Source organism: Falsibacillus albus, from assembly GCF_003668575.1.
GTDB classification, from domain to species: Bacteria; Bacillota; Bacilli; order Bacillales; family DSM-25281; genus Falsibacillus; species Falsibacillus albus.
This window is the reverse complement of sequence record NZ_RCVZ01000009.1, coordinates 55,496-70,244: the sequence shown is the minus strand read 5'-3', so window position 1 is coordinate 70,244 and position 14,749 is coordinate 55,496. Positions and strand designations below refer to the sequence as shown.

Genomic DNA, 14,749 nt, shown 5'->3' with positions numbered 1-14,749 from the left:
TCGGAAAAGCAGAATTATATGATCGTTTCCGACTCGGTGCTCAATTGTTCCAAAACATTTTTGAGAATGACCAAGCCTTTTTTTACATCTTCAAGCGTTTGCGGACCGCTTACGGATAGGCGGACAGCATGATTCGCTGCTTGTGTATGAACGAGGAATCTTTCTGCGCAAAAGACTTGAACGCCTTGTTCGAGACATTTCATTTCAACTTCTTTTCCCGTCAGCCTGCCAGGCAGTTTTAAAAATCTAAAAAAAGAAGTATCGGAACCGGTGATGTCATATCCTCCAAGAACCTCATCCACCAACAAGTTTCGTTCTCGGATGATCGCCAGTTTGGTTTCGATTATATGGTCGTAGTAGTTCAACTGAATAAGCTGTGAAATCATCTCGGCATTTAACGGAGACGCCATCCAGGTTAAGTTGTTCAGTCCAAACGTTAGTTTTTTTACATACGGCAGCGGTGAAACCATATACGAAATCCGGAAAGCAGGGCTGATCGACTTTGATGTACCTGCGATGTAGAGACTGTTTTCAGGTACGTAGGCACTGATCGGTCTATATTTCCCCTCTATACTAAAAGTAAATTCTCCGTCTTCGATGAACAGTAGATTGTACTTCCCAATGATTTTTGCGACTTTTTCCCGATGTGCTTCTGATAATGTGATGGAGGTTGGATTGTGATTGTCAGGCGTCATGTATATCCCTTTGATCTGCTCCCTTTTACACATGCTTTCTAGCTCATCGATGCCCATTCCATCTTCCGTCATCTTTATCGGAATGAGTGTGATGCCAAATAAAAGGGAGATATTTTTAAAACCGGAGTAGGTATATTGATCAACGATGATTTTATCCCCTTTTTCAAATAAGGTCGCAAGTATGATCGAAAGGGCGTTTTGTGTACCTGATGTAATAATCACTTGTTCAGGACTGCACTCGACCCCCAGCGTCTTTACCCATTGAGCGCCAATATATCGGTGTTTGGCGATTCCTTCCGGCGGTATATATTTCAAGAATGAAGCATGATCAATATTTTCATAGATCTCTTTTAAGTAGGATTCGATCAAGTCATTCACTTCATATAAAGGGTACACCATTCCCATATCAATGATGTATTGGGCATTGCTGCTTAATAGATCTTGAGGGATGCCTGCATCTATGCTGACAAAAGTTCCTTTCCCGACCGTTCCTTTTATGAGACCCTTGGATTCACAATTTTTAAACGCCCGGGTCACTGTACTATGATTGACTCCAAGAAAGTTTGCAAGAACCCTTTGCGGCGGCAATACACTTCCCGGCTTTAATACCCCATTGTTAATATCATCTTCTATCGATTGAGCGATTTGTTTATATTTGGGGATGCCATCATCTCTCAGTTTGGGAAACCAATTAATTTCATTTCCATATTGGTCAATCATTTCATCACCTGCTTTTGTATTGCATACAATTCTAAGATTGATTACCTACTTTCACAAGGATACAATTTTAATTGTACCAATATTAGTGCAAAGGGGCGGTGAGTGACATGCGGAGAGACTATTTTGAAAGTGATATTTTGAAGTCGATCAGGTCGGAGAAGCTCGATGATACGCTTAGTCTAGCTCGAGAATTTTCACTCCAATATATGAATGAGATCCATGACCGAAATGTATACCCACAAGCGGAAGATATACAGAATTTAGACTACTTTCATGAAGATTTAGCCGATCAGCCAGAAAAAACGGAAGCCATCCTCGAGATTTTGAATCGATACGGTTCAGCCGGAACGGTCGCGCAGACGGGCGGAAGATATTTCGGGTTTGTAAACGGAGGAATCCTGCCTGCTTCATTAGGAGCTAAGTGGCTTGGGGATACGTGGGACCAAAATGCAGCGCTGTATGTAATTTCTCCAGTGGCATCCAAGCTGGAAGTAGTATGTGAGAAATGGACAAAAGATGTCTTGAATCTCCCGGCTGAAACCGGAATTGGCTTTGTAGGCGGAAGTTCCACCGCCACCTTATGCGGATTGACAGCCGGAAGAAACTACTTGCTGAATAACTTAGGATATGACGCAAGTAAACAAGGCCTCTTTAATGCACCTGAAATTAACGTCGTGGTGGGGGAAGCTGCTCATTCCACGGTTTTTAAAGCCCTATCCATCATCGGGCTTGGCGGCGAAAGGGTGATCAGGGTACCTTGTGATGATCAAGGACGGATGAAGGTGGATGAACTTCCTGAAATCGATCATAAAACGCTAATCATTTTGCAAGCCGGAAACGTCAATACGGGTGCGTTTGATGACTTCGAATCCATATGCTCATTGGCAAATGAAAAAAAGGCGTGGGTTCATGTGGATGGAGCATTTGGATTGTGGGCATTGGCTTCAAGCAAAATGGAGCACGCAACAAAAGGCTTGCAGCTTGCAGATTCATGGTCCACGGATGGCCATAAAACATTGAACGCTCCATATGACAATGGGCTGATCCTTTGTAGACATAAGGATGTGTTAGTCGAAGCGATGCACATGACAGGTTCGTATATCATCTACAGCGAGCATCGAGATGGCATGTTGTTTACGCCGGAGATGTCCAGAAGGGCCAGATCGATAGAATTATGGGCCACGTTTAAATCGCTTGGCAAAAGAGGCGTGGCAGAACTTGTAGATGAGCTTCATGAAAAAGCAAAGTATTTTGCTGACATAGTGTCGAATGAAGGCTTGGACGTGCTCAATGATGTCGTTTTTAATCAAGTGTTGATCCATTTCCGCGATGATATCAAAACGGAAGAACTGATTAAGAGAGTCCAAACATCTGGCGTTTTCTGGGCCGGTGGAGCCAGCTGGCTTGGCAAAAAAGTTATGAGGATCAGCGTCTGTTCCTATAAGACAAGCTATGAGGATATTGAAATTTCAGCAAAAGAAATTATAAGAATTACGAAAGAAATCGGTTCTTGAGCTGACTGGAAGAAAGAGAAACACCAGTCCCTTTGTTTCGTAAAATTATTTTTCAATAAACAACAAAAAAAACCCCTATTCAACATGTGGAAATAAAGGTATAATTTACCTGTTTTTAACACAATTGTTTTGGGGAGGTTCTTTATGACTTGGTTTACAAAATGGGCATTGCGAAATAAAGCTGCACTGACTTTCGCAGTACTTGCCTCAATGATTTTTGGGATTATCAGCTATACCACGATCCCGATGGAGCTGATGCCATCTGCCGATCAGCCGTACGTGACCATCTCAGCCATTGGAAATGGGATGGATGCGGTAAGCATGGATGAACAGGTGACACAGCCAATTGAAAAAGCACTGAACGGCGTCAAAGGAAAACAAAACGTTGCCGCACAAACAGGCAATAACTTTTCACAAATGACCGTCACGTTCGATTCTGACGTTGATGTCAAAGAAGCAAAACAGGCAATCCAAGAACGAATTACAATGGTTCATCTTCCTGATGGCGTGATGAAGCCATATGTCGTCAACCTGAATACATCTGAAATTCCGATTGTCGAACTCGGCCTTACGTTTGATAAGGAGATCGGCAATCAAGAATTGAACACCGTTGAAAATGAGATCATGCCGATGTTCCAAGACCTGAAAGGTGTCGGGAATGTCATCACGAACGGTGGGGAAAATCAACAAGTCCTGATCAAAGTCGACCCTGCCAAACTAGCAGCAGCGAAATTCCCTCTAGAGAAACTCTATACCCTTCTTCAAGGAAGAAATGCCTCCGTTGCAGTCGGAGAGCAGACCATCAACAATGAAGCAACAAGCATCATCGTGACAGGAAAAGTAGAATCACTTGATGACCTGAATAACATCAAGTTGAACAACAGCACGAAATTGCAGGATGTTGCGGACATTTCCATGCAGAAAAACACAAAAAACATCACCCATTTGAACGGCAAGGATTTTATCGATATCATCGTCCAGAAAGATTCCACATCCAATGCCGTCACCCTTGGCAAACAAGTGGAGGAAACGGTTAAAAAAATCAATAAAGAATACAAGGGAACACTTCAAGCAACAACGATGATGAATTTAGGGAATACCGTCCTGGATTCCATCAATTCGATGACAAGGGAAGTTTTGACCGGCGCATTATTTGCCACACTTATCATCTGGCTCTTCCTGCGAAGCTTCCGAATGACGTTGATCACCATCGTCAGCATACCGCTTTCGCTGTGCATCACGCTGATTTTACTTTCCTTCCTTGACGTCACCTTGAATATTCTGACGCTCGGAGGAATTGCGGTATCCGTTGGACGGCTGGTCGATGACAGCATCGTCGTCGTCGAAAATATATACCGGCGCAAGAAAGATCATGAACTGACACCTGCCTTTCTCGTAGAGGCTGTCAAAGAAGTGGGAGCTGCCATCACGTCTTCCACCCTGACAACCGTCGCAGTATTCCTTCCGATGATGATCATTTCGGGAGGATTAAGAGACCTTGTCGCTCCATTCGCCATCACCATCACATGTTCACTGCTGTCTTCCCTTCTCGTTTCACTGACAGTGGTGCCGGCGCTAAGCGGCCGAATGATGAAGAAAGTAAAGGTGAAAGAGCACAAGCAGCATAAATTCTATCCATCTGTCCTAAAATGGTCGCTTAACCATAAATGGCTTCCGATCTTGCTGGTCGTTGTCGTTGTCGTCGGATCGATCGGCTTATTCGTCAGCATGCCGAAAGGGTCCGTCGACCAGAAAGATTCCGCCTATATCGCCATCGGGCTCCACTATCAAAACGGAACACCATTCAACGAGATAAAAGACGGAATTTCCAAAATGGAAAGCATCCTTTCTGAACAAAAAGGGATCAAAACCCAAATCGCATTGGCGGGAATCAATGAGGATGCTGCCAAATACGGCAACACCCAAGATGCGAGCCTCGCTCAAATCATGATCTTCCCGAAAGAAGGGACGGATTCCGCTAAATTGGTGAAAGCCATCCGAAAAACAAAAGATCAGTTCCCTAATGCGGAATTGACGGCAGACACTGCTGGGATGCTCGGACCGAATAAAACGACTGTTTCCGTTGATGTCGTCGGCAAGAATGAAGATGACATCCAAAAAGCCGCTGATATCGTCAGGAAAAAAATCAGCACGATCGATGGCGTTCTAAACGCCGAAAGCAATGATCAAAATACAAAACCGACCATTGCCATCACGGTTGACTCAAAGCTTTCCAACGCCCAGGAAATCTCCAAATCCATCTACGCCATGATTCAACCTGCCGTGATCGGAAGCATCAAAGTGGACGGACGGACCACTGCAGTCAAATTGGGGGCACTGAAAGAAATCCAATCAGCCGACGATTTGAAAAATCTGCAGCTGATGACAGCGGATGGACCTGTTCAATTATCGACCATCGCCAAAGTCGAAGAGAAAGAACAGCAAGGCACCATCTATTCCAAAGACGGCCATCACTATCTGCAAGTAACCGCTACAGTCGATCCTGACAAAATGGTCGATGTAGCCGGCAAGATTCAAAAGGAGATCGCTACTTGGGACAAAAATGATACATTTGGAAAAGACACAAAAGCCGAGATCACCGGTTCTGCGATGCAGTCATCCGATGATTTGACCGAACTGGGCAAACTGGCCATGTTCTCGATCGGCATCGTGTTCATGATCCTGCTCGTGACATTAAAGTCGTTCCGCGCCAGCATTGCCATCTTGGTTACGCTGCCGCTTGCTGCGATCGGCTCATTGTTGGGATTGGTGGTCACGCAGTCCAGCATTAACATCTCTTCCGGAATCGGAATGCTGATGCTTGTCGGAATCGTGGTCACAAACGCAATCGTGCTCGTCGACCGGATCCGCCACAACGAAGCCACCATGAACATCCGCGAAGCCATCATGGAAGCCGGCGCCGTCCGTCTCCGTCCGATTCTCATGACAGCACTCGCCACCGTATTCGCCATGCTGCCGCTTCTAATCGAGCATGAATCGGCAATGAGTTTGAACCTTGTATCAAAAGGGCTGGCCGTCGTCGTCATTTTCGGCCTCATCGTATCCACCCTATTGACACTGATTGTCATCCCAACGTTCTATGAACTATTCCATTTCAAAAAAGCCAAGAAACAAAGGCTGCAAACAAACCAAGGGACCACTACGATTAGTCAATGATTTTGGAGGGCCGCAGATGATGAATGTCTGCGGTTTTTTTTACGCTCATTTCCATGATGGAATGGTTATCAGGTATGATGGAGAAACCGCGATATGTGGTGGAGATTTGCGATACCTGAGGGAGAAATCTCCATTACTGATGGAAAAACCTCGATATGTGATGGAATAAATACGGATTGTGATGGAGAAATCACGTTATGTGATGGAAAAAACGCAAATCATGATGGAGAAAGTGCGATACCTGTTGGTGAAATCTCCATTACTGATGAAAAAACCCCGATATGTGATGGAATAAATGCGGATTGTGATGGAGAAATCACGTTATGTGATGGAAAAAACGCAAATCATGATGGAGAAAGTGCGATACCTGATGGTGAAATGCTATACCTGTTGGTGAAATCTCCATTACTGATGGAAAAACCCCGATATGTGATGGAGAAATTACCATATGTGATGGAAAAAACTCGATATATGATGGAATAAATCATAAACATGAGAGAATCACCTGCCTTCAAGCAAAAATAGCATCAATTAAAGCATACTGCTTCTACTCAACGGATCGATTTGGTGTGAAATGAATGAGAAATAGCAGGATTTCGGTGGCTTTTCACCTAACATGGCTACAAAATGGGCCTGTGCGGCGGAATTGCCGGTCCTCCTCATGTCCACGCGCAGCAAGCGTTCCAGGATATCTACGAAACTGCCACATTTATCTTCGAAAATCTCAATATATCTACGAAATTCACCAATATATCTACGAAAATCCCGATATATCGATTATTCTACTTTTCTCGACAAACTTCGCCCTCCGCCCCCTCTCCCTTAAAACAAAAAGCGGATAAAGGCTTAGGGGTAATCCCTAAGCCTTTATCCACATGTGTACAATCCACAAATAAACAGCACTTGTTATCCATTCATAACAAGTGCTGTTATCCGATTTACTCAATGCTGCTCTCGAAACCCCTGTCTCAAATCATCTAATACACGATTAAACTTTGACTTTAGTCCATCCAGCCAATCAGGTGATTCTTCCACTTCGCAGCCTTCCAGCGACCATAGCAATCTCGAGAAGGTATATAATTTCATGAACCTACGAAAATATGGAAACTGGCTAATGTCCTCCTCTTCCAGCGGAATTACAGAACTGTAACCTTTTAAAAATGATTTCACTTTAGGATCTTCCAAGTTACTATCATCGCCAAGAAAATCATCGAGAGCAGTGACAATATCTTGAGCATACCAACTATAAACCGCATCATCAAAATCAATCACACAAAACGATCGATTATTCTCTTGATAAAATATGTTGTCCAATTGGAAATCATAATGGATTAAACCAAAATTACTATCTGATATCGGAAACGATGTCAGCCGTTCAGTAAGTTTGCCAAGTTCCTCAATTGCTTCTTGTTCTTCAGGGTATCTCTGTAACATCGCATCAATTTTACGTAAAATATCCTGCCAAATCGATCTTTTCTTATCAGAAGGCTCGTACTCCCTCGATAATTGATGCAAAGCAGCAAGCGACCTTCCCCAGTCCTCGCATTGCAGCTCGTTAATATCCTCATCCAATGCAATGCCTTTGGCTGAACTAAACACAACGGAGAAATACTTTCCTTCTGAATTTTGCACTGTTTCTATATACTTACCATTTTTCGAAAGGATAGGAGAAACACAAGGATAACGATTCGATTCCAAGTATTCCATGAATTCAAGTTCAGCTTGAATTTGTCCGATTGAATTCTCTTGATCTAAGCTGAATCGCAGAAAATACTGCTCTTGGTTGTTCTCGAAAACATAGACGAAGTTCGAACTGGCGCGCCAGAACTTTAATGTACCTTCGTCATGTTCCCAATTTTGAATAAGACTTTTGGCAACGACATCCGAAGCCAACCCTTTATCCATGGTATTTAACTTCATCATTTTGCTTGTTTCCTCCCACTATTTATGAGAGGACTAAACTACGCTAATAAGCAAGCCCTCTCATAAACATACGATTTTGTTTAACCACTCTTTTCAAAAATCGTCACCCCTTCCATCATTTTAAAAAATGAAAAAATCTTCCATAATCATTTTACCGTATAATGTAAATGGTTTATTATAAAAAAAGAAAAAATATGATTGAAACATCACTTCCCACAATTTAGATAAAAAAAGTGGATAAAGACATGCAGAGTTGGGGATATCCCCTAAAATCTCTTGCATCGCTTTATCCACTTGTGAACAATCCAGGACTTTTCCGGGTTTCCTCTTATTCGAAAAAGAATCAACGTTACAAACGCTCGATCATTTCACGTTTCTGCTTTTGGAGCATTTCCAGCTCCCGTCCCTTTTCTTCATATTCCTCTTGTAGCTTTGACAAAATGTCGTAAACATCATCGGATTGTTGGATGGCTTGGTCCAGCGACTTCTTGATTTTTCCTTGGACCATAAAGTCAGCGATGAAGTCGTCAAAAAAGAAATCCGCAAACTTCAGCATTCCAGAGATGCCGACTTCCAGATGGATGGTTTCCTCCACATCCAACAATTCCTTTTGAAAATGGCGCAATCTCTTTTGCGCTTTATGAAGGTAATCTTCCGCTTCATCGATATGGTCATGCTTAATCATGCTCGAAACCATTCCGCCACCGAGCATATCCCATGTACCCCAATTTTCTGCCTTCCGAAGGGATTCGATGGCCCGGTCAAGCGCACGATCCACTTCTATTCCAGCTTCAATGGCTTCATATAGCTCCGTTAGGCCGGCTTTAAGCAATCCTTCCTGCTCACTCAGATCCAGCATGATTTCCGCGGAAGGAGAGTCGCTGTATTTAATCATATTTTCTTTCTCGCGGAGAAGTCTTTTATACTCCTCTTCTACATGTATCAATTCTGATCGCTTCAAAATTAGTTCCTGGATGGCATCCTCTATTTCCTTTTTCGATTTCTCGGCTTCTTCCAGCTTATGCTGCGCCACAATCATTTCCTGCTGTTCCTTGGATAGTTTCTCTTCCTTTTTTCCCGACAAGGTGGCAAACAAATTGGCGAGACTGACGCGTTCCAGTTTATCGACATCCTTCTTTTCGGACTCAAACTGTCTGCGCAGCCCAGCAATCGTTTCCTCTATCATTTCTGACTCTTTTTGATAATCTGCTAGCTTGGCTTCAATTTTCTCTTTCTTCCGCACGTCCTGTTTCACCTGAACAAGACGCTCATTAATCTGTGAAAACACAAACATCCCTCCCGTATAACATATTCTACGGGAGGGGAATGGAAAAAGTTTCAAATCTCTCATTACAACTGGTCGCCCTGAACTTCTTCTTATAGATTTAAAAAAATGAATCGCTTCAACCGTGGGAATAACAGCATGCGAATCGAAATATCAATCTGCACCTAATTATTTGACAGATGATAACGAACGATGAAGATGGCAGCAGCACATAAGACAAATGCTGCACTAATATAAGTGATTGCCATTATGGAGAAACCTCCTACAGCCATTCCTCCGATACCGGCTCCTAAAGCAAAGCCAAGCTGCACGAACGAGCTGTTCAGACTGAGCACAATTCCAGATGATTCCGGGGCTATCGAAACTAGATTAAAGTTCTGAACTGCCCCAAACGTCCAACAGGCTATTTCCCATAGCATTAACAAGATGATGGTGACAATTGTAGATCCAGAACCAAAGGACAGCAACGCCATCGCAAGAACTTGTATGAACATTGAACCCATTAGTGTGCGGAATGCGCCAATTCGATCAGCGAAAAGTCCGCCTGTTTTGGAGCCAATCACACTTGCAATGCCCATTGCGAAGAGGATGAAACTTATTTCAATTTTTGGTGGAATAACAGCAGACAGATAAGGGGTGATATACGTATCGATAATCGAAAAGCCGATGAAAACAAGCAAAGTGACAGATAGAGTGACCGCGAGCAGCGGATTCTTCAATAAGGTAAGTCTCTTTCCTAAAGGAATGCCTCCCTCGCCTTCCATGTTCGGGATCGTTCGCGCAACAGCGAAAAGAGCTAGTGAACAGAAAATGCCAATAATCCAGAAAATTGTCTTCCAATCGTAAGACGCAGCTATAACCCGTCCGAGGGGAACTCCAAATACTAGAGATGAGCTAAAACCCATCGAGATATTGGACATCGCCCCGCCTCGCTTACCAGGGGCAGCCAGCTTTGATGCAATATTATAGGCTGTAACGATAAACATCCCAGTTCCGACCCCCATTACGACCCGCGCTGCCATCAGCAAGCCGAAGCCTGGAAGAGTAATGGTCGAAATGATGCCAATTATGATAATGATAAGAGCAAGCAACAATTGCTTGCGTTGATTCATTTTTGCAATAGCAATCATCATAATAGGTGTTCCGATTGCGTTTGCGAGAGCGAATGCAGTAACCAGCTGTCCAGCTGTTGGTATCGATACGTCCACTGAATCAGCTATTTTATCCAGCATTCCGACTATACCAAACTGTGAAGTTCCGACAAAAAAGCTGATGAGCGTCAGCATATAAATGTTCCAAGTGTTTTTCATATCGTTGTAATAACTCCTTAAATAAAAAATCAGTATTGTGCATCATTTTGTCTTTATCATTATCCTCCAGGCGATCAGGTGGCCGGTATCACATTCCTGCCATATCATTGCCCATTCCTCTAAAATGGCTGGAAGGTGAAAATAGTAGAAAAAATTCTAAGAAATGCAAAAAACTCACTACCGGAACGGCAGCGAGTTTTTCTGAGAAAGAACATTAAATATTAAGTTTTCGGGTCCCGATCCATTTCACCATTTCAGGGTCTTGATGCGAAAAGAACAAGCTTTGTTTCGTATCTAATGCAGCAATTCTTTCCATCTCTTCTTCTCTTAATTCAAAGTCAAAGATATTGAAGTTTTCGATGATTCTTTCCTTATGAACAGACTTTGGAATCGCAACGACGCCTCTTTGTGTTAACCAGCGTAAAACCACCTGGGCAACGGATTTATTATGCTCTTCGGCTATTGATGCTAGGATTTCGTTTTGGAACATGTTATTTTTTCCTTCAGCAAACGGTCCCCATGACTCAATTTGAACATTGTTCTCTTTCATCAATTTAGCACTTTCTATTTGTTGGTTGAAAGGATGTGTTTCAACCTGGTTTACAGCAGGAACAACGTCATTATGAATAATCAAATCTGTCAGACGATCCGGGTAGAAGTTGCTGACTCCAATGGCTCTAACCTTGCCCTCGCGATACAATTCCTCCATCGCATGCCAAGAACCGTACACATCACCAAATGGCTGATGGATTAAGTACAAATCTAAATAATCCAGCTGCAGTCTTTCGAGCGATTTTTCGAATGCTTTCTTTGTGGGTTCATAGCCTGTATCCTGAACCCATAATTTCGTCGTAATAAACAATTCCTCTCTCGGAACACCGATCCGCTTAATAGCTTTGCCGACCGCTTCTTCATTTAGATAAGAGGCAGCGGTGTCAATCAGACGATAGCCTGCCTTAATAGCTTCATAAACAGCTTGTTCACATTCTTTCTCATCTTGGATTTGATAGACACCAAAACCGAGTATTGGCATTTCGACACCATTGTTTAAAATAACTTTTTGCATAACAAATTCCTCCTATATTTTATTATTGATGATTTTGCAACTTACCCGCATGATTTAAAAGTTTCGCGAACATAAATAAAATCGTTACTTCCGTCTTCATCATTATGCAATAAATGAAATCTGGACTGGTATCATAATCCTGCCAGATGATTGCACAATCCTCTCATGTCCATTTACTTAAAAAATGAATTTACATTATAATGAAACCATCATGGGGGAAGAAATCAAAGGAGGATTTTATGTTTGAACAATTATCTAAACAAAGAGTTGAGCTCGCCAATATCGTAGAAAATCACACAGAACGGGACGGATCTCATAAGACTGCTATTCCGTCATTATTTTTCTCCCGTTATTCTAATGATACTGGACCAAATTACGGAATTTATAAGCCTTCGTTATGCATTGTGGTTCAAGGAATGAAGGAGGTATTGTTATCACAGGAGCGTTTTCAGTACGGGCCTGCAGATTACCTTGTTTCATCTGTTAACCTGCCAATTTCAGGACAAGTCACTGAAGCCTCTTCCGAAGTTCCTTATCTGGCTCTCAAACTAGAATTTACACCAAGTGAAATCCTGGAGGTTTTACGTGAATTCCAATTGGAAGTCGACAAAAAGGTAAATGCCAAAAGAGGTATGTATGTCAGTAAAATAGAGCCGTCCTTGCTGGACGCGGTAACCAGATTATCTCGTTTAATAGATACTCCGAAAGACATCAAGGTACTTGCCCCGCTAATTGTGAAAGAAATTATCTATAGGGTTCTGCAAGGGGAACATGGCGGAATGTTAAAACAAATAGCAATTGAAGGCAGTTCCACTCATCAAATCAGTGACGTGATCGAACATATTATGAAAAACTATGAAAAGTCTTTTAAAATCGAGGAACTTGCAGAAATAGCAAATATGAGTGTTTCTTCACTTCATCGGCACTTTAAAGAGGTAACCGCGATGAGCCCCATTCAATTCCAAAAACAACTGAGACTTCAAGAAGCCCGGAGCCTGTTATTATCCGAGGCTGAAGATGCAGCAGACGTTGCATTCCGGGTAGGATATGAAAGCCCATCTCAATTCAGCCGAGAATATTCACGTATGTTCGGCTTACCGCCTAAAGAAGATATTAAGCGCCTGCGAGCGAACAATGATGAAACGACCAATGCAGAATCCCCTAGCTAATGGGTGGGTGTTCTTTTTTGGTGGAGAAAATGGAGCGTCCTTCACTATATAGAAAAAGAGAAGGGCCTCTCCCCCTCTCTTCATCTTACTTCCCTAACACGTATGTCTTATAACCGCCGCTCAAATTGCTGGCTTTGAACCCATGATTCATTAGGATTTTCACGGCGAGGTATCCTCTCATGCCGACTTGGCAACTGACATAAATGTGCTGATCCGGAAGCTCTTGCAGCCGGTCCCTCAGCTCGCCTAATGGGATATTGACTGATCCTGTGATGAAGCCACACTCTCTTTCTTCCGGTTCCCTCACGTCCAGCAGATACCCGCCTTTTTTGATGATGTCATCGATTTCATCATGATGCACCAGGTTTAAATCACCATCCACGACGTTTCCAGCCACGTATCCGGCCATGTTGACAGGATCCTTTGCAGAAGAATATGGCGGTGCATATGCCAGTTCAAGATCGGCAAGGTCCCATACTTTCAACTTCCCTTTGATGGCCGTTGCGATGACATCGATCCGTTTCTCGACGCCTTTATATCCGACAGCTTGTGCACCGAAGATTTCACCGGTTTCTGGCTGGAATAAGAGTTTCAACGAAATCTGGCTTCCTCCTGGATAGTAGGACGCGTTGGACTGAGGATGAATGTGCACTGCTTCATACGTGGCGCCGATCCGCTTCAGCATCTTTTCATTGTTGCCCGTTGCAGCGACAGTCAAATCAAAAACCTTTGCGACGGATGTCCCAAGACTGCCTTTGTACTCCGCTTTTTTTCCATTGATATGGTCCGCCGTAAGCCGACCTTGGCGATTGGCCGGCCATGCCAGGGGAACCATCGCTGGTGTACCTTGAATATAATCCCTCACTTCTATGGCATCCCCAATCGCATAAATATCGGGATCATCGGTTTGAAGATGCGGATTGACCATGATGCCTCCGCGGTCTCCAACGGCCAATCCCGCTTTAACGGCCAGTTCATTTTCAGGTCTGACCCCTATGGAAAGTATGGTCAAATCACTCGTTAATTCCTTGCCGCTTTGAAGAACAATGGAACTGCCTTTCTCATTGATTGCCTTCACACCATCATTCAAAAATAACTTAACGCCAGCCTGCCGCAGTTCACGGTGGACAATCGCTGCCATTTCATAATCGATCGGCGCCATCACCTGATTCCCCAGTTCAACCACCGTCACATGCACACCGCGATGATGCAGGTTCTCTGCCATTTCCAGCCCGATGAAACCGCCGCCGATGATCACCGCTTCTTTGGGTTTCTTTTCATCGACCCAAGCCTTGATTTTATCCGTATCCGGGACATTCCGCAGCGTAAATACATTCTCCGCTTCAGCCAAACCATCAAGCGGCGGAACGATTGGACGCGCACCCGGTGATAGGATCAGCTTATCGTAGCTTTCTTGATAAACTTCATCCGTTCCCACTTTCCTGATCGAAACGGTTTTGCGATCACGATGGATTTCAACCACCTCACTCATGTTCCGGATATCAAGTTTGAACTTCTTGGACATCCCCTCCACGGTTTGAACCAACAGCGCCTCTCTATTCGTAATGACGTCACCGATATAATACGGAAGCCCGCAATTGGCGAACGAAATATACTCTCCTTTTTCAATCAAGACAATCTCATCTTCCTCACTTAACCGGCGCAGCCTTGCTGCAGCAGTGGCTCCCCCGGCAACCCCGCCCACAATCACAATTTTCTTCTTCATTTTCCCTCGCCTCTTCCCTGGCCAATGTTTGTTCACCACTTCACAAAGGATAAAAAAGGTAATCCTTACACTTTTATTATATGACTCTTTGATTAAAAATCAATATACCCCGTTGTGTATATTTTGTGTCAAAAATTTCTTCCTTATTGTAGGCTAAAATATCT

Annotated in this window: 10 protein-coding genes; 4 read left to right on the top strand and 6 right to left on the bottom strand. The window is 43.4% G+C overall.

Annotated elements, in window-relative coordinates; translation table 11 throughout:
* Window positions 1-14: 14 nt before the first annotated feature.
* A complete protein-coding gene (locus D9X91_RS13400) occupies window positions 15-1,415 on the bottom strand; it encodes an aminotransferase-like domain-containing protein (protein WP_121681147.1) in 1,401 nt (466 codons plus the stop codon).
* 107 nt (window positions 1,416-1,522) lie between these two features.
* Between D9X91_RS13400 and D9X91_RS13395 the strand changes: the two genes are divergently transcribed.
* The 3 genes from D9X91_RS13395 to D9X91_RS13385 all read left to right on the top strand — a co-directional run bounded on the left by D9X91_RS13395 (window position 1,523) and on the right by D9X91_RS13385 (window position 6,589).
* A complete protein-coding gene (locus D9X91_RS13395) occupies window positions 1,523-2,929 on the top strand; it encodes a pyridoxal phosphate-dependent decarboxylase family protein (RefSeq protein ID WP_121681146.1) in 1,407 nt (468 codons plus the stop codon).
* A 144-nt stretch (window positions 2,930-3,073) separates the two neighbouring features.
* On the top strand, window positions 3,074-6,106 hold the full coding sequence (locus D9X91_RS13390; RefSeq protein WP_121681145.1) for an efflux RND transporter permease subunit: 3,033 nt from the start codon (window positions 3,074-3,076) through the stop codon (window positions 6,104-6,106).
* A gap of 93 nt (window positions 6,107-6,199) precedes the next feature.
* Window positions 6,200-6,589, top strand: coding sequence for a hypothetical protein (locus tag D9X91_RS13385; protein WP_121681144.1), 390 nt, complete (start codon window positions 6,200-6,202; stop codon window positions 6,587-6,589).
* A 459-nt stretch (window positions 6,590-7,048) separates the two neighbouring features.
* Here D9X91_RS13385 and D9X91_RS13380 read toward each other — a convergent pair whose 3' ends face one another.
* The 4 genes from D9X91_RS13380 to D9X91_RS13365 form a co-directional block, all read right to left on the bottom strand.
* On the bottom strand, window positions 7,049-8,029 hold the full coding sequence (locus D9X91_RS13380; protein ID WP_121681143.1) for a phosphotransferase enzyme family protein: 981 nt from the start codon (window positions 8,027-8,029) through the stop codon (window positions 7,049-7,051).
* Between the two features lie 349 nt (window positions 8,030-8,378).
* A complete protein-coding gene (locus D9X91_RS13375; RefSeq protein ID WP_121681142.1) occupies window positions 8,379-9,317 on the bottom strand; it encodes a hypothetical protein in 939 nt (312 codons plus the stop codon).
* A 161-nt stretch (window positions 9,318-9,478) separates the two neighbouring features.
* Complete coding sequence (locus D9X91_RS13370; protein ID WP_121681141.1) at window positions 9,479-10,624, bottom strand: MFS transporter; 1,146 nt, start codon at window positions 10,622-10,624, stop codon at window positions 9,479-9,481.
* Between the two features lie 214 nt (window positions 10,625-10,838).
* Window positions 10,839-11,690 carry an aldo/keto reductase gene (locus tag D9X91_RS13365; protein ID WP_121681140.1) on the bottom strand — a complete coding sequence of 284 codons (852 nt, stop codon included), beginning with the start codon at window positions 11,688-11,690 and terminating at the stop codon, window positions 10,839-10,841.
* 239 nt (window positions 11,691-11,929) lie between these two features.
* Here D9X91_RS13365 and D9X91_RS13360 point away from each other — a divergent pair, with 239 nt between their 5' ends.
* The gene (locus tag D9X91_RS13360) at window positions 11,930-12,859 is read left to right on the top strand and encodes an AraC family transcriptional regulator (RefSeq protein ID WP_121681139.1); all 930 of its coding nucleotides are present in this window, start codon (window positions 11,930-11,932) and stop codon (window positions 12,857-12,859) included.
* An 85-nt stretch (window positions 12,860-12,944) separates the two neighbouring features.
* Here the strand turns inward: D9X91_RS13360 and D9X91_RS13355 are convergent, their stop codons facing one another.
* On the bottom strand, window positions 12,945-14,585 hold the full coding sequence (locus tag D9X91_RS13355; protein ID WP_121681138.1) for a CoA-disulfide reductase: 1,641 nt from the start codon (window positions 14,583-14,585) through the stop codon (window positions 12,945-12,947).
* Window positions 14,586-14,749: the final 164 nt, after the last annotated feature.